Origin of the sequence: Amycolatopsis nalaikhensis (assembly GCF_030264295.1) — a bacterium.
In the GTDB taxonomy this organism is placed as follows: domain Bacteria; phylum Actinomycetota; class Actinomycetes; order Mycobacteriales; family Pseudonocardiaceae; genus Amycolatopsis; species Amycolatopsis nalaikhensis.
In genome coordinates, this window is the sequence record NZ_CP127173.1 from 6,010,351 (window position 1) to 6,029,926 (window position 19,576).

General features: G+C 70.5%; 16 protein-coding genes and 1 pseudogene. 6 read left to right on the forward strand and 11 right to left on the reverse strand.

The genetic code is table 11. The annotated features are described in order from the left end of the window. Window positions 1-25: 25 nt before the first annotated feature. From QP939_RS29390 to QP939_RS29400, 3 genes are all read right to left on the reverse strand, one after another. On the reverse strand, window positions 26-1,876 hold the full coding sequence (locus tag QP939_RS29390; protein WP_285449431.1) for an ArnT family glycosyltransferase: 1,851 nt from the start codon (window positions 1,874-1,876) through the stop codon (window positions 26-28). Next, a complete protein-coding gene (locus tag QP939_RS29395) occupies window positions 1,876-3,132 on the reverse strand; it encodes a bifunctional glycosyltransferase family 2/GtrA family protein (RefSeq protein WP_285449432.1) in 1,257 nt (418 codons plus the stop codon). Before QP939_RS29395 ends, QP939_RS29390 begins: the two co-directional genes overlap by 1 nt. A gap of 76 nt (window positions 3,133-3,208) precedes the next feature. Then, on the reverse strand, window positions 3,209-4,252 hold the full coding sequence (locus tag QP939_RS29400; protein WP_285449433.1) for a hypothetical protein: 1,044 nt from the start codon (window positions 4,250-4,252) through the stop codon (window positions 3,209-3,211). Window positions 4,253-4,589: 337 nt separating this feature from the next. On the opposite strand from QP939_RS29400, the gene QP939_RS29405 reads away from it, so the two are divergent. The 3 genes from QP939_RS29405 to QP939_RS29415 are packed head-to-tail and all read left to right on the forward strand — an operon-like array spanning window position 4,590 to window position 6,923. Then, window positions 4,590-5,294 (forward strand): hypothetical protein, encoded by a 705-nt coding sequence (locus QP939_RS29405; RefSeq protein ID WP_285449434.1) that lies wholly within the window; start codon window positions 4,590-4,592, stop codon window positions 5,292-5,294. Beyond that, window positions 5,276-5,887, forward strand: coding sequence for a dCTP deaminase (gene dcd / locus QP939_RS29410; RefSeq protein WP_285449435.1), 612 nt, complete (start codon window positions 5,276-5,278; stop codon window positions 5,885-5,887). Before QP939_RS29405 ends, dcd begins: the two co-directional genes overlap by 19 nt. Continuing rightward, window positions 5,871-6,923 carry a thiamine-phosphate kinase gene (locus tag QP939_RS29415; RefSeq protein WP_285449436.1) on the forward strand — a complete coding sequence of 351 codons (1,053 nt, stop codon included), beginning with the start codon at window positions 5,871-5,873 and terminating at the stop codon, window positions 6,921-6,923. The genes dcd and QP939_RS29415 overlap by 17 nt, the downstream gene beginning before the upstream one ends. Here QP939_RS29415 and QP939_RS29420 read toward each other — a convergent pair. Together QP939_RS29420 and QP939_RS29425 are read right to left on the reverse strand one after the other, a co-directional pair. Then, complete coding sequence (locus tag QP939_RS29420; protein WP_285449437.1) at window positions 6,920-7,561, reverse strand: hypothetical protein; 642 nt, start codon at window positions 7,559-7,561, stop codon at window positions 6,920-6,922. The two genes, QP939_RS29415 and QP939_RS29420, sit on opposite strands and share 4 nt — an antisense overlap. Continuing rightward, window positions 7,558-7,827, reverse strand: a complete 270-nt coding sequence (locus tag QP939_RS29425; protein ID WP_285449438.1) for a hypothetical protein — start codon at window positions 7,825-7,827, stop codon at window positions 7,558-7,560. The genes QP939_RS29420 and QP939_RS29425 overlap by 4 nt, the downstream gene beginning before the upstream one ends. Window positions 7,828-8,181: 354 nt before the next feature. On the opposite strand from QP939_RS29425, the gene QP939_RS29430 reads away from it, so the two are divergent. Both QP939_RS29430 and QP939_RS29435 read left to right on the forward strand, forming a co-directional pair. Then, window positions 8,182-9,252: a helix-turn-helix domain-containing protein gene (locus tag QP939_RS29430; RefSeq protein ID WP_285449439.1), complete on the forward strand. Its 1,071-nt coding sequence runs from the start codon at window positions 8,182-8,184 to the stop codon at window positions 9,250-9,252. After that, window positions 9,249-10,289, forward strand: coding sequence for a hypothetical protein (locus QP939_RS29435; RefSeq protein WP_285449440.1), 1,041 nt, complete (start codon window positions 9,249-9,251; stop codon window positions 10,287-10,289). Before QP939_RS29430 ends, QP939_RS29435 begins: the two co-directional genes overlap by 4 nt. An 86-nt stretch (window positions 10,290-10,375) precedes the next feature. On the opposite strand, the gene QP939_RS29440 is transcribed toward QP939_RS29435, so the two are convergent. From QP939_RS29440 to QP939_RS29450, 3 genes are all read right to left on the reverse strand, one after another. Continuing rightward, window positions 10,376-10,936: a GNAT family N-acetyltransferase gene (locus QP939_RS29440; RefSeq protein ID WP_285449441.1), complete on the reverse strand. Its 561-nt coding sequence runs from the start codon at window positions 10,934-10,936 to the stop codon at window positions 10,376-10,378. A gap of 100 nt (window positions 10,937-11,036) precedes the next feature. After that, entirely contained in the window at window positions 11,037-12,899 is a 1,863-nt protein-coding gene (locus QP939_RS29445) for a glycosyltransferase family 39 protein (RefSeq protein WP_285449442.1), read from the reverse strand. Between the two features lie 4 nt (window positions 12,900-12,903). Beyond that, window positions 12,904-14,448 (reverse strand): sensor histidine kinase, encoded by a 1,545-nt coding sequence (locus QP939_RS29450; RefSeq protein ID WP_285449443.1) that lies wholly within the window; start codon window positions 14,446-14,448, stop codon window positions 12,904-12,906. A 177-nt stretch (window positions 14,449-14,625) separates the two neighbouring features. Between QP939_RS29450 and QP939_RS52255 the strand changes: the two are divergent. After that, a pseudogene (locus tag QP939_RS52255) lies at window positions 14,626-15,145 on the forward strand (hypothetical protein). A gap of 82 nt (window positions 15,146-15,227) precedes the next feature. Here the strand turns inward: QP939_RS52255 and QP939_RS29465 are convergent. From QP939_RS29465 to QP939_RS29475, 3 genes are all read right to left on the reverse strand, one after another. Further along, a complete protein-coding gene (locus QP939_RS29465; RefSeq protein ID WP_285449446.1) occupies window positions 15,228-16,106 on the reverse strand; it encodes a transposase family protein in 879 nt (292 codons plus the stop codon). Between the two features lie 260 nt (window positions 16,107-16,366). Further along, on the reverse strand, window positions 16,367-17,257 hold the full coding sequence (locus QP939_RS29470; RefSeq protein ID WP_285448834.1) for a transposase family protein: 891 nt from the start codon (window positions 17,255-17,257) through the stop codon (window positions 16,367-16,369). A gap of 155 nt (window positions 17,258-17,412) precedes the next feature. Continuing rightward, window positions 17,413-19,494: a fatty acid desaturase gene (locus tag QP939_RS29475; RefSeq protein WP_285449447.1), complete on the reverse strand. Its 2,082-nt coding sequence runs from the start codon at window positions 19,492-19,494 to the stop codon at window positions 17,413-17,415. Window positions 19,495-19,576 lie beyond the last annotated feature (82 nt).

The window sequence follows — 19,576 nt, forward strand, 5'->3', positions numbered from 1 at the left end:
GCCCACGGCCCGTTCGCGGTGCCGGTCAGGTCCGCAAGTCGTAGACGGTCTGGCCGTCGACGGTGGTGGCGGTGAAGTTCGCCGTCACCCACGCGGTGATCTCCGACGAGCCGCCGGCGGGACCGCCGCCGCGGCCGCCGTCGATGTAGTACTGGATCTCGCCCGCCGCGACGTACGCCTTGAACTCGTCCAGCGTGGGGGCCGGGTCGGAGCCGCTCCAGCCGCCGATGCCGATCACGGCCTTGCCGCTGGCCAGCTCCAGTGAGGCCGCGTTCTGCGAGCCCGTCGTCGCCGCGGCCCACTTCGTCGTCGTCTTCGCCAGCAGCTCGCCGATCGCACTCGACGACGACTCCTCGCCGCCGGGACCGCCGCCCATGCCGCCGCCCATCGCGCTCGACGTCGGTCCCGAGGTCGGGATCGAGCCGCTGTGGGCGACCGACGCCGTCTCGACGCCGTAGGCCGCGGACGACACCCCGATGGTCAGGACCACCGCCGTCGCGACGACCGCGACCGCCTTGCGCGCCGTGGGCACGCCCATCACCAGCACCGTGCCGACGAGGACGCCGAGCACCGCGACGATCCAGCGCAGCGCCGGGAACCAGTCCGGCGTGCGGTCGAGCAGGATGAACGACCACACCGCCGTCGCCACGACCATCCCGGCCAGCGTCGCCCGCGGGCCGAGGTTCGCCCGGCCCTGCCACAGCGCGCGGCCCGAAATCGCGACCAGCGCGGCGATGGCCGGGGCCAGCGCCACCGAGTAGTACGGGTGGACGATGCCGCTCATGTAGCTGAACACCAGCGCCGTCACGACCAGCCAGCCACCCCACAGGACCAGCGCCAGGCGCGTCCGGTCGGTGCGCGGCGCGTGGCGGGTGAACCACAGCCCGGCGACCAGCCCGATCAGCGCGGCGGGCAGCAGCCACGAGATCTCCGTGCCGAAGCTCGAGCCGAACATCCGGAACAGGCCGGACGAGCCGCCGAAGCCGGTGTTGCCGCCGCCCATGCCCCCGCCGGGGCCGCCGCCCTCACCGCCGCCGAAGATCCGCGACAACCCGTTGTAGCCCAAGGCGAGTTCGAGCAGACTGTCCCCTTCGGACCCGCCGATGTAGGGCCGCGACGCCGTCGGCCACAGGTCGACCAGCGCGATGTACCAGCCCGCCGAGACGACCAGTGCCACGACCGCGCCGCCGAGGTGCAGCAGCCGTTTGCCCGGCGACGTCGGCGCCGCGAGCAGGTACGCCAGGCCGAACGCGGGCAGCACCAGGAAGGACTGCATCATCTTCGTCAGGAAGCCGAACCCGATCGCCACACCGGCCAGCGCGAGCCACTTGGGGCTGGCTTTTTCCGTTGCGCGCACCACGAAGTAGGCGCCGGCGACCATGAGGACGACGAGCAGCGCGTCCGGGTTGTTGAACCGGAACATCAGCGCGGCGACCGGCGTCACGGCCAGCAGTGCGCCCGCCATGAGCCCGGCGACCGGGCCGGACGTCCGTTTCACCGTCAGGTAGAGGATTCCGACGGACGCGACGCCCATCAGCGCCTGCGGGGCGAGCACGGTGAAGCTGGAGAAGCCGAAGATCCGCGCGAACGCCGTCGCGACCCACAGCGCGGCGGGCGGCTTGTCGACGGTGAGCACGTTGCCGGAGTCGAGCGACCCGAACAGCCACGCTTTCCAGTCCTGCGTCCCGGACTGCACGGCGGCGGCGTAGAACGAGTTGCCGTAGCCGGAGGCGGTGAGGTTCCAGAAGTAGAGCACGGCGGTCGCGGCCAGCAGCCCGAACACGGCCGGGCGCACCCAGCGCGGCGGCGCGTGCGGCGCGGATTCCTTGCGGTGGCGCGGTTCCCGCGTCACCGGGTCGGACAGGACGGCGGTCATCAGTACTCCTTCTGGGTGGCGGCCTGGCGGCGCGGGTTGAACACCCAGCCGCGCAGCAGCAGGAACCGGAGCACCGTGGCGGCGAGGTTCGCCAGCACGAGCACGGTGATCTCCAGGACGAGGCCGGGGGTGGTGGATCCGTTGAGCAGGGCCAGCGAGCCGCTGGTCAGGGCCAGGCCGAGGCCGAACACGATCAGCCCTTCGAACTGGTGGCGCCCGGCGCCGGTGCGCCCGCGGATGCCGAAGGTGAGCCGCCGGTTCAGCGCGGTGTTCCCGACGGCGGTCACCAGCAGCGCGGTGAAGTTCGCCGCCTGCGCACCGACGACGGTCCGCAGCAAGAGGAAGAGCACGAGGTAGGCGAGGGTGCTGCTGACCCCGATGGCGGCGAAGCGCACGAGCTGCGTGACGAGCCGCGGCGGCACGCCCGGCGCGTCGACCCCGATCGGCTGGCGGCCGAGCTGCTCGCGCAGCCTGCTGACCGGGATTTCGCCGGTGAAGGTGGCCTTCGTGACGCGGGCGATGCCCTTGAGGTCTTCGGTGGCGGTCTTGACGATGTTGACCGACGAGTCGGGGTCGTCGACCCAGTCGACGGGCACCTCGTGGATCCGCAGCCCGGCGCGCTGGGCGAGCACGAGCAGCTCGGTGTCGAAGAACCAGCCGGTGTCCTCGACGTGCGGCAGCAGTTCCCGGGCGACGTCGGCGCGGATGGCCTTGAAGCCGCACTGGGCGTCGCTGAACTTCGCGGCGAGGGTCGAGCGGAGGATCAGGTTGTAGCACCGGGAGATGAACTCGCGCTTGGGGCCCCGCACGACTCGCGCCCCCCGGGCGAGCCTGCTGCCGATGGCGAGATCGGAGTGCCCGGAGAGAAGCGGAGCGACGAGCGGCCCGAGCGCGGCGAGATCGGTGGAGAGGTCGACGTCCATGTAGGCGAGGACGGCGGCGTCGGAGGCGAGCCAGACGGCGTTGAGCGCACGGCCGCGGCCTTTCTCGTCGAGGTGGCGGACGGCGACCTCGGGGAATTCACGGGCGAGCCGTTCGGCCACCCGCAGCGTCGAGTCGGTGCTGGCGTTGTCGGCGACGGTGATCCGGTACGGGTAGGAGACGTGGGCGGCCAGGTGGGCGTGCAGCCGGCGGATGCACGGTTCGAGATCGGCCTCTTCGTTGTAGACGGGGATGACGACGTCGAGGACGGGCCGCGGGCCGGCGAGGTCGACCGGGACGGTCCCGGGCCGTGCTGCGGAGGCGGTGGCTGTCATGCGTACTACGGTCGCGGGCCCCGCTTTGGCGACGGTGTGATCGCCCTGTGCGCTTCCTGTGTACGGGGTCGGGGAATCAGAAGTACGGGTTCTGCGGGTTCGTCGCGAGCTCGCGGATCGAGGCCATGGACAGACCGTCGAGGGTCTGCGCGGCTATGCCCAGGTCTCGGAGCACCTCGTAGACGTCCTCTTCACTGACCCGGCTCCTTTCGGCAGGCACCCGCACGTCGCTTTTGGTCTTCAGCGTGGGCTTGTGCGAGGTGAAGCTGAGGTCGAAGTCCGCGCGGTACGCGTGGTACAGGGCTGATGCGTCGCCACTCCGACGGATGTGCAACGCGGGGAACTGACTGTCTTCATTCGTGATGATGACCGAGTCGGGAGAGATGTCGTGTCGAAGCGTCGAGAATTCCGATCTCAACCGGATTTCTGTCAGCAAGAATTCGTGCTGCTCGTACCATTGGGCGGCGAATATGGTGGCGAGACAACTTGACTGCACATACTCCGCGGTCCATTGGTTGCGCATCGTCTTGTCCGGCCGCCTGGACAGCTTCGTGCGGTACTCCGCGTATTCCTGGCATCGGGTCGCATCCTGCGGGTCCAGGATCAGCAGCTGGACCCGCCAGTGGGTGCCGGTGCTGTTTTGCCGGGCTCGCGCGGCCAGTCTCGGCAGCGTCCAGGCTCGGGTGAACGAGCCCGTCCCGCCTCTGAATTGCCACATGTCTGCCGTGCTCATGGCTGCTTCGAAGGCGTTCTGCCTCGACGCGAGCGAGGTCAGTTCACCAATGGAAGGGGTGATCGTCAGTGCGTGTTCGACTTCATCGATCCCCCTCCTCACCGCCGTCATCGATCGCGTGAGCTCGACAACGCGCTGATCGTTCGCCTCTTGGCGCATGGCTTGCTTGAACAGGGAGAAGCCCAATAACGCCAGCGTTGCCAAAGTCGCCGCGAGAAGCGTCTTGATGTCGTTGACCGTGTCGGTCGCGCCGAGTATCGCGACGGTCGCGGCCACGAACAGGATGACCAGCTGTTCGGGATCCCGGCGCAGTGCGCGGCGTAGTCGTGCCGTTCTGTCGAGGTGTGGTCCTGGGGCCGAACCGGAGTTCTCCGAGCTGGTCATCATGGGGCCTCTCGTTGTCGTTCGGTGACTTTTGTATCCGTCGCCCGATTTCCACCCTGATGGCTACTTGACGAAACGATGGTGCATGTGGTGGTGCGCAGAATGCGGTTCGTGTCCACCGGTGAGGGCTATCATGAGCGAAGTATCCGGATGTCGTCGCGTTGAAAGAGTGGTCATGGCGATGTCGTACGACGCCTGCTGTGACAGTCGGTTCGGGTAGTGGGTGCCGATGTCACGTCCTCCTGCCGTGTCGACGCGGGCCGCCCGTGGATCGGTTGCCTCGGGAGGGCCTCCTGGGCGTGAGCCCCTGAGGGCGTCCGGCACTGCGGCCTCCCGGTTCGTGCTCGAACTCGGGGCAACGCTGGCTCGGGGTGCCCCGGGCGTTCCGGCGTTGGTCGCGGCAGCTGAGCTGGTGTGCGGCGACCGCACCGGGTTCGCCCGCTGGCTGGTGGACCTGGCTCGTGACCCGGAGTCCGTCCGGGCGATCGTGGCGCGTTCGTACTGGCATCCCAATGGCTTCGCGAAACTGGTCCTGTACGCCTCGGCTGAGCCCGAGTTCAAGATCCGGATGCACGTCTGGCCCGCTTCGGGGCGGACATCCAGGGGCGAGACGAACCCGCACAGCCACCGCTGGGAATTTGCCTCCACCCTGCTCGTGGGCCAGGGCTTGGCGCTGCCCGAGTACCGCGAAGTCACCAGGGGAGGGGAACTCTTCACTCGCTATCGCTACGGTGTGGATCCCGTACGCCCAGCCGTGCTCGTCGGCGACGGACCCGTTCGGTTGGTAGCGAGGAAGACGAGACTGCTGTCCCGTGGCGGCGTCTACTCCTGCGACACCCAGGTCATCCACACCGCCGAGCCGCTGGGGCGCGGCTTGACCGCGACACTGGTCATCCAAGGTCCGCACCGCACCTCGACCACGGCAGTCTTCTGCGTGCCCGGGCAGAGCGATGATCAGCCCAACGGCTCACTTTCAGTGGCGGATTTCCACCTTCTCGTGCAGGCGGTCTTGGCCGAGGTGGGCGAATGCTCTTCTCATCGGTGACGCGGCGCGCCCGCGTCAAGCGGTGGGGCGTGCTGACCGATCGCGCGATCCGGGGTGCCCTTGCCGACGGTCATCTGTTCGTCGAGCCCTTCGATCCCACGCTCATCCGCCCTGCGGCGATCAGCCTGCGACTCGGTGCTGAGGCTTTCGGCCTGGCCACCACGGGTCCCGTGGACACCGCCGATCGTGCTACCTATCCAACCCTGGTGACCAAGAATCCCGACGCCGAAGGACGGTTCATCGTCGAGCCGGGCGAGTTGGTGCTCGCCCCGACCTGGGAGCGGATCGGGCTGTCCGGAAAACTCGCCGGATTGGTGGACGGCACGAGCGATTACGCGCGACTCGGCATCGGCGTCGTGCTTTGCGGCCAGGTCAGTCCCGGCTTCGGCCACAACGGTGGCGCGGTACTTACCCTGGAGATCGTCAATCACCTGCGTCATCCCGTCTTGCTGTACCCCGGAACGCGAATCTGCAACCTCATGCTCTTCGCGTCGAGCGGGAGCGCGGTGCCCTACGGTGCCATGCCGCACAACTACTCGAGCGACCGCGCGGTCGTCGCGTCTCGATTGGCGGATCATGTTCGGCGAATCTGACATCTCCCTGGGTGATCTGGGTGAGCGGGGCATCCAGGACCGCATTCTGCGAGCGCGCTACGGTGGTACCGAAGGCTTCGGCGACGACTGTGCCCTGGTCGGCTTGGTCACCGCGCCGAGCGAGTTGGTCGCGACGACCGACAGCTGCCCGACTCCCGTGGTCAACCTCATGGCAGAGCCCGACTTCTACCACGCCGGGTGGCTCCTGGCCACGATCAACCTGTCCGATCTGGCCGCTGCCGGGGCCGAACCGCTCGGGCTCGTGGTCAACTACACGCTGCCCAAGGCGACCACGACACGGGAATTCGAGCGGCTGCTCGACGGTGTCGACGAATGCTGTGCCGCCCACGGCACCAAGGTCGCGGGAGGGGATATCCGGGACGGCACCGTCGTCCAGCTCTCGGCGACAGCCATCGGCCGGTGTGGTCCGGGTAGCAGGCTGCGGCGGTCCGGTGCACGAGCCGGGGACAGTTTGCTCCTGGTCGGCTCACCGAGCTATCTGTGGGCTGCGGTCTTGCTGGCGACCGGCAAGGCAAGCCTTCCGGAACAGGCCCGTGACGAGATTTGGCGGCGTGCGTGCCGTCCCATGGCTCAACTGACGGCGGGGCGGGTGCTGGCCGCACAGGGGCTCGCCCGGGCCGCGATGGATGTCTCCGACGGCCTGTTCGCCACGGTCCGCACCCTGTGTGAAGCGAACGGTCTCGGCGCGACGGTCAGTGGAGATTTCATCCTGGACGAAGCAGTGGCAGAGGTCGCGAAACAGTCCGGTGTGCGGCCGTTCGACCTCGCCCAGACCTGGGGTGACTGGGGTCTCGTCGTCGCGGTCCGGTCCGAAGATGTCAAGCTGGCCACGAAAACCCTGCGCGAGGACGGCATCGCAGCGCAGGAGATCGGGACGCTGACGGCCGATCAGGAAATCACCGAGGGAGCCGCTCCTTGGCAGGGGATCGCTCAGGAGCGGTTCTCGGACGATTCGTGGCACGGTGGTGAACTGGCGAAATTGGTCGACGACGTGCTCGGCGTTTCGAAGTTCTAGCTGTGCACCCGCAGCGGCACCACGTTGCTCGGCAGTACCGCCCGCGGCTCCCGCCGCGCCTCGGTCGGGCTGATCGTCAGCGTGACGAGGCTCGCGTACCGAGGATGGCGGTCGACGTACACCTCCGGCACCCCGCACGCCGCGGCGAGGACCGAACGGTTGCGGTGCAGGTGGTTGAATGCCTCGCGGCCGTACAGCGACACCACGATGTCGCCGCTGCGGGGGCGGCTCCACAGGATCGCTGGGTGGCGGCCGCCCGGGAGGCGCAGGTGGGGGAACGCCGCGCGCAGGCGGTGCTGCACCGCGATCGCGTGGAGGCGGTCGCGGACCCGGCGGCGCCGCAGCACCGCCACGACCGCCACCGCGGCGAAGACCGCCGTTGTCCACAGTGGACCCGCCCACAGCGCGAACGTCACCACGCCGTAGGGGAGCAGGGTCACGGCCAGGATCTCCCACCGCCAGTGGTAGAGCCGGGCGGGGAACGATGCCCGCGGAGCCGCCGCGGGAGCTTGCCTGCTGGTCATTTCGGTGCTCCTTCCGGTCAACCGGCGGCGCAGGAGGCCGCCGAGGTGGCGCGAGAGACGTCCGACGGCGACGCCCAGCACGAGGGCCGCGACGATCGCCGGCCCGGAAGTCATGTCGGAATCCGGGGCTTCGGGGCGGGCTCGGGTCGGCGGTCGCGGTCCCGGCCGAGCCGCCAGGTCCAGCGCCACCCCGCCCAGATCGCGACGACCGACCCCAGCAGGATCAGGACGAAGGCCTGGCCGACCAGTCCTTCGAGGGGTGCGAGCCGCAGCAGCACCAGCAACGCCCAAATCTGCGAAGCGGTGAACGGGATGACGAGCCAGGCCGCGTAGACGCCCCTGCGCCAGCGGCTGCGCGGGACGGGAGTTTCGGGGTCCATGAGTGCGCCTCCCTCTGCTGTGGATCCAGGAAACCTCCGGGTCGTCCCCGCCGGTGTGCCAGCTGACACACAACGCGGGATTTCAGGTCGCGAAACGCCGAAGTTCACGCGGGTGGTGCAGTCACCTGCAGCCCTTCGGCCCAGTTCACTTAAATTCAGTGATTTGACTGTAGGTCCTGGACTAGGCTGGAGCAACGGAGGAGAGGGGCCTGTTACCCGTTCGCCGCCGGAAAAGTCTCGGCTGACCAGCGGTCGGTCACGGCCGCGGCGAGCCGGCGACCTAAACTCGTCCGTTCGTGTGTAGAATTGTGCCCCTGCTCACGCCACTGAAATTTACTGAAGGGCGGCGGAGTCGTGTCCCCAGCCGAGTCGCGTCGGCCCGCGCTCGCCAGACGTCTGCGCGCGCTGCGGGAGGAGCGGTGGCCCGAGGCGGGGATCACCCAGGCGCAGCTCGCCCACGCGCTCGGCGGGAGCAAGCCGCTGAGCGTCTCGCTCATCTCCTCGTGGGAGAACGCCGACCGGCCGGTCGCGCCGCCGCCCCGGCGGCTGACCGCCTACGCGACGCTGTTCGCCACGCGGCGATCCCTGAGCGACGGCACCGTGCGGGTCCTCCCACTCGACCAGCTGACGGACGAGGAACGCCACCGGCGTGCCGAACTGCTCGAGGAACTGCTGTGGCTCCGCGACGGGCACGAGCGCGCCACCGAGCCCGAGACCGACGTCTGGCGCTTCCCGGTGGACGAGGACGTCACGATCGTCTGCGCCCCGCTGCCACCTGAGCTGCGGCGGAACCTGACGTACGCCGATCCCGAGAGCGCGGACTTCACGTCGCTCTACACCTACGCCGACCCCGATGCGCTGATCGAGTTGTTCGGTCACATAAGGTCTGTCAACCCCGAGAACCAAGTCAGCTTCCACACGACGGAAGAGCTGACACCCGACCTCTACACGACCCACCTCGTACTCCTCGGTGGCGTCGACTGGAACACCGTGACCCGCGACGTCATCGAGCGCGTGGACCTCCCGGTGGAGCAGGTCGTCCGCGACGACGAGGAGCCGGTGACTGAACCCGGCGGCTTCCGGGTCCGTGTTGCGGGCGAGAAGAAGCTCTTCTCGCCGGTGCTCGACAGCAAAGGTCACCTGTTGGAAGACGTGGCACATTTCTACCGGGATGTCAGCCCGTTCAACCAGAAGCGCACCGTGACGGTGTGCAATGGCATGTACGGTCGCGGCACGCTCGGCGCGGTGCGCGCACTGACGGACAAGAAGTTCCGCGACCGCAACCGCGCCTACCTGCAGGAGCGGTTCGGCGGGATCGAATCGTTCAGCATCATCAGCCGGGTGCCGGTGGTGGCGGGCCAGGGGCTGACCCCGGATTGGACGCTGGCGGAGAACCGGCTGCACGAGTGGCCCGAAGCCGGGTGAACGCGCGGCACCACCACTCCCACAAGAACCTGCTGACCAGCGTCGAGGCCGGCGAGGCGCCGCAGGCGGGGCTGGACGCGATCATCGTGCCCAACGGGCGCCCGGCGGCCTACCTGAAGGAGGCCATCGGCGCGGCCGGCCGGAACAACGCCCACCTGCTGTTGCTGTGCAGCATTCGCGCCGACGCCTCGAGCGCGGCCCTAGAGGCGAAACGGGCCGGGGTCCGGGTGACGGCGGTCGACACGGACCTGCTGCCCGGCTGGCTCGTGCCGACGTTCGCCACCGACAAGCTGCTTCGCGGCGGCGACTTCCACCGGCGGGTCGACACCAGTCTCAAGCGGAACCTCGGCCTGCTCATCGCGCTGCTCGCCGGCTGGGAGCGGATTCTCTTCCTCGACGACGACATCGTGCTGCCCGACCCCGGGGATCTCACCGCCGCGGCGGGACTGCTGGGCGAGCACCCGGTCGTCGGCCTCCGGAACGCCGGGATGCCGGACAACTCCGTCGTCTGCCACGCGCTTCGCGACGCCGGAGCCCCGCAGGACACGTTCATCGGCGGTGGCGCGCTCGCGGTCGGGGAGGCCGCTTTCGGGTCGTTCTTCCCCAACATCTACAACGAAGACTGGTTCTTCCTGCTGGACGGACGGCGGCTGCGGCCGACCGCGGTCACCGGAACGGCGATGCAACGTCCCTACGATCCGTACCGCGATCCCCGGCGAGCCCGTGGCGAGGAAGCTCGGCGACACCCTGGCCGAGGGTGTCTACGGCTTGCTGGACAACGGCTTCGACCTGGCCGACGCCCACGAGGGGTACTGGCGGGAGTTCCTGCCCGACCGGCGGCGGGTCATCAGCTCCACCATCGACCGGGTCCGGGACTCCGCCATCGAACCGGCGCAGAAGGCCAGGATGGTCGCCTCGCTCAAGGCGGCGATCGGCCGCAACTACCTGATCACGCCCGACCTGTGCGTGAAGTACCTGCGTGCCTGGCAGGCGGATCGGGTGCGGTGGCGCTCCCACGTCAGCGCGCTTCGCCGTGACTACGGGCGACGGCCCGCCGGGATCAAGCGTGCGCTGACCATGCTGGGGATCGGCCAGTTCGCCCAGCCGGGCGTCGACGGGCGGATCACGCCCGCCGCGAGGCGCCAATCGGCCAGGATTCGTGCCGAGGGGCCGGCGGTGTCGGCCCCGCCAGATCCTTGGTCAACACGTGACACCGCTCGGGTTCCTCAAGCACCCCGCCACCGCGTAGGGGTCGCAGCGCGTAGCAAGTGACGTCGCCGTGGCCCCAGTCCTGATAGCCCAGCCGCGCGTACAGCCGGGCCGCGTCCGCGTTGTCCGTCCGGACCGCGAGCGCGACCCGCTCGTGGCCCTCCTCGACGAGGTGCCGCTCCACCGCGCCGACGAGGGCCTGGCCGATGCCGCGGTTGCGCAGCTCGGGGGCGACCTCCAGGTGCGTGATCAGCGGGACGCCGGGCAGGTGCCAGCGGATCGGCGGCTCCTCGGCCCGCTCGAGCCACAGGTAGACGGTGCCCGCGGGGCGGGACCCCAGCCAGGCGAGGAACAGCACGCCCAGACCGTTCCGCTGGCGATCGAGGCGATCTCTGAGGAATCCGTGGTCGCCGAGGGCCTGGACGAACGGTTTGAGGTCTGCGGAGCGGGCCGGCCGTACGTAGGGCTCGGTCATCAGCAGAAACTCCTGTCCTCCTGGGCCCCACCAGTGTGCCGGAGGCGGCGGGGCCTTGACCAGGTCGAAAGGCCCACACCCTGCTTTCGTCGGTCGTGCCTCAGGCGGTCGCGGTGAGGTCGTAGACCGTTACACCGTCCACAGTGGACGACGCATAGTGCGAGGCGACCCAGTCGGCGATCTCCTGGGCCGTGTCGGAGCCGCTGGTGCCGCGCATCGTCATGCCCTCGCCGAGGAAGTAGTGGATGCGGCCACTCTCGACGTACTGCTGGAACTGCTCCAGCGTCGGGTACGGATCCGTTCCGTTGAACCCGCCCACCGCCATCACCGGTGCGCCGCTCGCCAGCTGGTAGCCCGCCGCCGCGTTGGACAGGACCGTGGCCGCCGTCCAGGTGTACTTCTCAGCGTCCTTCTGCAGCAACGCCGTCAGCGACGCGCCCGGTGTTGTCGTGCTCAGCAGCGAACCCGGGCCGCCGCGACCGCCGCCGGGGGCGCCGCCGCGGAAGCCGAAACCCGATGACGGTCCCGCCGACGGGATCGCTCCGCTGTGCGTCGTCGCGGCCGTCGCCAGGGTGTACGCGCCGCTGCCCGCCAGCAGCACCACCACGGCCAACGCCGCGACCGCCGAAGCCGCCCGGCGCGTCAAGTGCGCCGCGAAGAACAGCGCCACCGCCGCCAGCAGACCGCCCACCAGCACCGTCGGCGCCAGCCACGGCTGCCACGAGGAGTCCGAGAGCAGCAGGTACGTTGTCAGCGCTGTCAACGCCACTCCGCCAGTGAGCAGGCCGGATGCCGCGGGCTGGTCCCGCAGCCGCCACAGCTGGACCGCCGCCGTGCCCACCAGCGCCGCGATCGCCGGGGCCAGCGCCACCGTGTAGTACGGGTGGATGATCCCGCCCATGTAGCTGAACACCAGCGCCGTCACCAGCAGCCAGCCGCCCCACAGCAGCAAGGCCGCCCGTGACCGGTCCGTGCGCGGCGCCCGGCGCGTGAACCACAGCCCGGCACCCAGCGCGAGCACCGCCGGGGGGAGCAGCCAGGCGATCCCGCCCGCCATCTCGCTGCCGAACAGCCGGGTCAGGCCGGTCGAGCCCCAGCCGCCCCCGCCACCGCCGCCGACGCTGCCGACCTCGTCGCCGGTGATCCGGCCGAAGCCGTTGTAGCCGAAGACCAGTTCCCACAACGAGTTCGTCTGCGACCCGCCGATGTACGGCCGGTCCGCGACCGGCCACAGCGCGACGACCAGCAGGTACCAGCCCGCCGAAACCAGCGTCGCCGCCAGCGCACCCAAGAGGTGCAGCAGCCGCTTGCCGAGCGAAACGGGCGCGGCCACCAGGTACGCGAGCGCGAACGCGGGCAGCACGAGGAACGCCTGCAGCATCTTCGCCAGGAACCCGAACCCGACGGCTACCCCGGCCAGTGCGAGCCACCGCGGGCTCGCCTTCTCGATCGCTCGCACGACGCAGTACGCGGCGGCGACGAGCAGGAGCACGAGCAGCGCGTCCGGGTTGTTGAAGCGGAACATCAGCGCGGCGGCGGGCGTCAGGGCCAGCACGAGCCCGGCGACCAGACCGGCGGCGGGGCCCGAAACGCGCCGGACCGCCGCGTACAGCAGCCAGACCGAGCCGACGCCCATCAGCGCCTGCGGCACCAGGACGCTCCACGCGTTGACGCCGAACAGCCGCGCCGACAGGCTCATCACCCAGAGCGCCGCCGGGGTCTTGTCGACCGTGATCGCGTTCGCCGCGTCGCTGGAGCCGAAGAACAGCGCCTTCCAGGTCTGCGAGCCCGCCTGCGCGGCCGCCGAGTAGAACGCGTTGGCCCACCCCGAAGCGCCGAGGTCCCACAGGTAGAGCGCGGCCGTCGCCAGCAGCAGGACGCCCAGCGCGGGCCGGTGCCAGGTGCGTCCGGCGGGCGGGGAGGGGGTCACGACAGGTGTTTCGCGCGACGCGAGAGCGGTCATGACGTCAGCTTCCGGTCTCCAGCTGGGGCCGGGTTGTGCCGATGCTGTGCACTCGCTGTGCGGGCACGGCCACGGGCACGCGCACGGTGAACTCGGTGCAGCCGGGGCGGCTGTGCACCTCGATCGTGCCGTGGTGGGCGACGACGACGGCGGACGCGATCGCCATCCCGAGCCCGGTGCTGCCCGCGGTGCGGGAGCGCGACGAGTCGCCGCGCGCGAACCGCTCGAAGACCTCCGGCAGCAGGGCCGGGTCGATGCCGGGGCCGTCGTCGGTCACCGTGAGCACGGCGCTGCCGTCAGCCGAGCGGGCGAGCGTGGTCACCACCGTGGTGCCCGGCGGGGTGTGCGTGCGGGCGTTGGCCAGCAGGTTCGCCAGGACCTGGTGCAGGCGCTGGACGTCGCCGAGCACGAGCACCGGGTCCGGCGGCAGCTCCAGGAGCCACCGGTGGCCGCGCCCGGCGACCCGGGCGTCGCCGACGGCGTCGGCGATCAGCCGGGTGAGGTCGACGTCGCGGACGTCGAGCGGGCGGCCCGCGTCGAGCCGGGCGAGCAGCAGCAGGTCCTCGACCAGCGCGCTCATCCGGACCGCCTCGGACTGGATCCGGCTCATCGAATGCGCGACGTCCGGGGGCACCAGCGCGCTGCCGCGGGCGGCCAGCTCGGCGTACCCGCGGATGGCGGCCAGCGGCGTCCGCAGCTCGTGGCTGGCGTCCGCGACGAACTGCCGGACGCGCAGCTCGCTGTCGTGGCGCGCTTCGAGGGCCTGTGCGACGTGGCCGAGCATGAGGTTGAGCGCCGAGCCGACCTGCCCGACCTCGGTCCGCGGGTCGGTGTCGGCTTCGGGGACGCGGATGGACAGCGCCACCTGGCCGCGGTCGAGCGGCAGCTCGGTGACGCGGCCGGCGGTGGCCGCCACGCGGTCGAGCGGGCGCAGCGTGCGGCGGACCGCGAACGCGCCGAGGAAAGCGGCGCCGACGACGCCCGCGGCGGCGACGCCGAACAGGATCAGCCCGACGGTGAGCAGCGTTTCGTCGACCGGTTGCATCGGCAGGCCGGTGACGACGACGTCGGTCGTGCCGACGACCGGCAGCGCCATCAGCCGGTACTCGCCGAGGTCGTCGAAGGAGACTGTGTGCGGCTTGCCGTCGGTGGGTACGGAGAGCATCACGGCCTGCTGCGCGGCGGTGAGCTGCAGGCGTTCGCCGTGCTCGGAAATGCTGTCGTCGTGGACGAGCCGCCGCCCGTCGAAGGTGCCGCTGACCGTGCCGACGTTCTGGCCGAGCGGGTGCTCGCCGGTCTGGTCGTCCGGTTGCGGCTGGGGGCCGCCGTCCTGGCGCGCGGCGTTGCTCGCGAAGATCAGCGAACGGGTCGCCGCGGCCGAGAGCTGCTGGTCGATCTGGCGGGTGAGGAACAGGTCGAGCGCGAACTCGCTGACCACGCCGACGATCAGGCACACCACGGTGAGCAGCACGACCATCGAGCCGGTCAGCCTCGCGCGCAGCGAAAGCCGTCCCCGGCGGGGACGGGACGAGGTGGTTCGCGCGGCCATGGGTCCAGCGTCCGTCGGCGCCGTGTGTGCGGGTTGTGTGCTGCCTGTGAGGCGGCTGTGCGGTGCCGGGCGCCCGTTTTCTCCGGTCACAGGAATGGCTGACGGGAGGCACAGTCCGCGCACAGCGAGGGGCTCCACCGTTGATCGCACCGAAGGATCTCGTTAAGGAGCACCACCATGACCACACCGCAAGCACCGTCCACTTCGGACCAGACGTGGGGCGCGGCGCCCGCACCGGGCACCCCGCCGCGGGCGAGCTGGTCGCCCGGCAAGAAGATCGCGGCGGGCGCCGTCGCGGCCGTGATCGTGGCCGGCGGCGGCGCGGCGGTCTGGGCGGCCTCGTCGTCCGCGGCCACCGACACCACCACCGCCGCCGGACCGGGCGGCATGGCGGGCGGCGGCCCCCGGCGGCGGCCTCGGCTCGGCGTTGCACGGCGAGTACGTGGCCTCGGACGGAAACGGCGGCTACGTCACGAAGATCATGCAGACGGGCGAGGTGACGGAGCTGAGCGCGACGTCCTTGACGGCGAAGAGCGACGACGGCTTCTCGAAGACGTACACGATCACGTCGGAGCAGGCGACGGGCCTGGCGACGGGCGACACGGTCACGGTGGTGGCGACGGAGTCGGGCTCGTCGGCGACGGCGACGTCGGTGACCGAAGGGGAGACGGGCGCCCCACCCGCCCAGCCCGGCTGACCCAGGGTCCCAAGCGCCCCAATGGGGTTGTTTCATCGTGGTTTGGGCTGGTCACGGCGGGGGGACCGGGTGTGGTATCAGCTCAGGGCTGCGGGTCTCGGACGCTCTGCTCGTGCTGGGTGAGCACGAGCAGAGCGCGTAGCAGGGTGGTGGCGTGGCGGGTGTCGAGACGGAGTTTGTCGAGGATGTGCCAGTGTTTGAGGGCGGCGAATCCGCCTTCCACCGCGCACCGCATCGCCGCGAACGCGGCGTTGGCCTGTTTCTGGGCCTTGGTCAGCGGTCGGCGGGCTTCGGCTTTGTAAGGGGTGAGCACGACCTGCTCGCAGGGACCTGCGCAGACCGGGCAGTCGCGGGTGGCGCGGACGTCTTTGTGCCAGCCGTGGAACCCTTTGTCCCCGGCCGGGGTCAGGCCGTGGGCGTGCAGGTGCTGGCGGATGCGAAGCCGGCGGGCGGCGGTGATGTCGGCGGTCCTGCCCGGCAGCGCTGCCGAGACCCATAGCAGCCGGCCCTGCTCGTCGGTCAGCCCGAGCGTGACCAGGCCGTGCTGTTTGTGTTTGCCGCTGTAGTTGGCCCGGTTGGCGCGTCCGGTGCGGCGCCGGGTCCGGATCAGGGTGCCGTCCACCAGCACTACCGACCCGCCTCGCGCGACCAGCCGCCGCAGGACGCGGTCCAGTCGCGTGGCGCGGGCGGCGAGCAGGCCGATGACTTCCAGCACCCAGCGGCGCACCGTGGACGCGGATACGCTCAGGCCGCCGCCGATGTGGGCCAGGCGCGGGTCGTGGCGCAGCACCGCCAGTACCGCTAGTGCCTGCTCAGCGGGGGTGGCTTTGCGCCATCGTGACCGCAGCCGGGATCGGCGGGTGCGGATGAGCCCGGCGACCAGTTGCAGGGTTTGCCGCGAGAGCGGAAGGGTGACCTGGTAGGAAAGAGGACCGAAGCCCTCGGCGGGTGATTGACTCACATCTCGATCTTGCCGAGGGCTTCACCTATGTCCAGGCTCGCCGCGCTGGTCCGGGCACCACTTCTTACCGTCACAGGCAAACACCAGGAGCTCGACGGCCTGACCAGCCACGTTCACGATGAAACAACCCCAATGTGGCCTTCGGTGCGTCAGACGCAACCAAGGCGGCCTTCGGTGCGTGTGACGCAACCAAGGCCACATTGGGGTTGTTTCATCGTGGTTTGTGCTGGTCAGGTCGGGTTGGTGGTGTGTGGTAATGCTCAGGCCGGGTCTGGCCGGGCGGCGTCGCGGATGCTCTGCTCGTGCTGGGTCAGCACGAGCAGAGCCCGCAGCAATGTGGTGGCGTGGCGGGTGTCGAGGCGGAGCTTGCCCAGGATCCGCCAGGCCTTGAGGGCGGCGAAGCCGCCCTCCACCGCGCACCGCATCGCCGCGAACACGGCGTTCGCCTGCTTCTGGGCCTTGCTCAACGGCCGCCGGGTCTCGGCCTTGTAGGGAGTGAGCACGACGTGTTCACATGCTCCGCCGCAGGTGTCGCAGGCTGAGCTGTCGCGGACGTCTTTGTGCCAGCCGTGGAAGCCCTTGTCCCCGGCCGGGGACAAGCCATAGGTGTGCAGGCGTTCCCGGATCCGTAACCGGCGAGCGGCGGTGATGTCGGCGGTCTTGCCCGGCAACGCCGCCGACACCCACAGCAACCGGCCGTTTTCGTCGGTCAAGGCGAGCACGACCAGCCCGTGGTGTTTGTGTTTGCCGTTGTAGTTGGCCCGGTTCGCTTTTCCGGTGCGGCGGCGGGTCCGGATCAGGGTGCCGTCCACCAGCACCACCTCCGCACCCCGGGCGGCCTGGCGACGCAAGACCCGGTTCAGGCGGGTGGCGCGGGCGGCGAGCAGGGTGATCGCTTCCAGCACCCATCGCCGCACCGTGGACGCCGATACGCCCATACCGCCGCCGAGGTGAGCCAAGCGCTGGTCGTCACGCAGCACGGCGAGCACCACGAGTGCCTGGTCGGCGGGACCGGCTTTGCGCCAGCGCGAACGCAGCCGACGCCGATGGGTGCGGATCAGCCCGGCCAGCATCTGCAGGGTCGACTGCGAGAGCGGAAGGACAACCTGGTAGGAAATGGGCTCGAAGCCCTCGGCGGGTTGTTGACTCACATCTCGATCTTGCCGAGGGCTTCACCCGTCTCCAGGGCCGCCACGCCGGGTCCCGACCCCACTCCCTTGCCACCACAGACAACCACCCACCACCCAGCGCCCCGACCAGCCACAACCAGGATGAAACAACCCCATTGGGGCGCTTGGGGCCGGGCTCAGCGGCGGTCGTAGTCGACCGCGATCTCCGGGGTCGTTGCCCGCGAGCGGCACGTCAGGATGCGGCACGACGCCACGTCGTCCTCCGTGAGCGCGTAGCGGACGTCCATGTCGACCTGGCCGTGCAGCAGCGTCGCCCGGCACGTGCCGCACGCGCCGCCGGTGCACGAGTACGGCACCTCGAACCCGGCCCGCAACGCCGCGTCCAGCACCGTCTCCCCGGCCGCCGCCGCCACGTGCGTCGTCGTGCCGCCCAGTGTCACCGCCACCCGGGCCGCCGTGCCCGCCGGGTCGCGTGGGGGAGCCGCGCCGCGGAACAGTTCGAAGTGGACGTTCTCCTCCGGGACGTCCGCGTCCGCCAGCGTCCGCCGCGCCAGGTCCATCAGGCCGCGCGGCCCGCACAGGAACCACTCGTCGACCTTCGCCGGGTGGAGCCGGTTCTGCAGCAGCGCGCGCAGCCGCGTCCCGTCGAGCCGGCCGCGCTGGTACCGCACGTGGGAGATGGCGAGCGCCTCGCCGAGCGTGTCGAAGTGCCGGGGCCGGTGCGCGTGCAGGTCCGGGTCGCGCTCGTCGGTGCGGTAGTGGACGACGTGCAGCCGTCCGCCGAAGCCTTCGGCGAGCGTGCTCAGCTCCCGCGCGAACAACGTCGTCGCGCCCGAAGTGTTCACGTACAACAACGTCGCGCGGCTGTGCGGTTCCGCCGAGAGCGCGCTGACCAGGATGGACAGCACCGGCGTGATCCCGCTGCCCGCGGCCAGCGCGACGTAGTGCGCGGTCCGCGACGGGTCCGGTGTGAGCGTGAACGCGCCAGTGGGCGGGAGGACGTCGAGGAAGTCGCCCGCGGCCAGCGCCGTGGTCGCGAAGCCGGAGAACGCGCCGCCCGGGCGCCGCTTCACGGCGATCCGCAGCTCACCCGGGTCGGCGGGCGCGCAGATCGAGTACGTCCGCCGCACCGGCTGCCCGTCGAGCACCGCGCGGACCGCCACGTGCTGGCCCGGCGTGAACCGGAACTCCGCCGCCAGGTGCGGCGGGACGTCGAAGGTGATCGCGACGGCGTCGGCGGTCAGCGGCCGGACCTCCCGCACCCGCAGCCGGTGGAACCGGCTCGGCCCGTGCGGCGGCGGCTCCGGGGCGGGCTCGTCGGCGAGGTCGCAGGTCAGCCGCCGCCACGCGCGGTACTCCGCCGGCGTCAGCTCGCGGCCCCACGCCGTGATGATCGGGACGTCGCGGGCCAGGTACGCCTCGCGGTTGTCCTTCCACGCCCGCAGGTAGCGGTAGAACGGCACGGCGGGGTGGAGGTGGTGGACCAGGTGGTAGTTCTGGTACAGCATCATCGGCGTCATCAGCCACTCCAGCCCCACCCGCACCCGCGTGGTGCCGAACTTGTCGCGCGGCTTCGCGGCGGGCAAGCCGTGGTGCGGCAGCCAGTCGAACCACCAGGCCAGCACGGCCAGCCCGAGCCGCTGCGGCACGACGTACCCGAGCAGCAGCTCCCAGCCGTGGCCGGTGGCGACGAGCGTGGCGGCCGCGGCGAACGCCACCGACAGCGTCACGATCGTCTCGGCCCGCTCCTGCGGCGGGCGGCTGCGCACGCGCACGGTGTAGAAGCGCGCGTACCAGAAGTCGATGGTCAGCCAGCGGAACGGCAGCGACCACCACACACCCTGCGACGTCCAGGCGTCCGGGTCGGTGTGCGAGTCCGCGTTCGTGTTCCGGTGGTGCTCGCTGTGGATGAACCGCAGCAGCGGGAAGGACGCGTAGGCCGCGACGAACGGCATCGCCAGCCTGCCGAGCACCTCGTTGACCCAGGTCAGCTTCCCGGCGGCGTGGTGGGCCGACTCGTGCACCACGGTGAACATGGTGAAGGTGACGATCGCGTGCAGCGGCACGGTGTACAGCGGTGGCGCGATCCCGGCGAGCAGGAGCCAGGTGGCGGTGCCCCACAGCGCGACGCCGCCGGTGAACAGCAGGAGCGTCGGCACCGACAGGCGCGGCAGCGGGATGCGGGGCGACGGCACCGCGCGCGGCAGGACGGCCGAGGACGTCCCGGAGCCACGCGGCGGGGTATCGACGACGGGCATCGAGCGGTCTCCTCGGTCGAGAAGCTCCTGGCGAGGCGGGAGTCACCGTAGACAACTCCTCGGGGTTTGTAAACGTATGGGC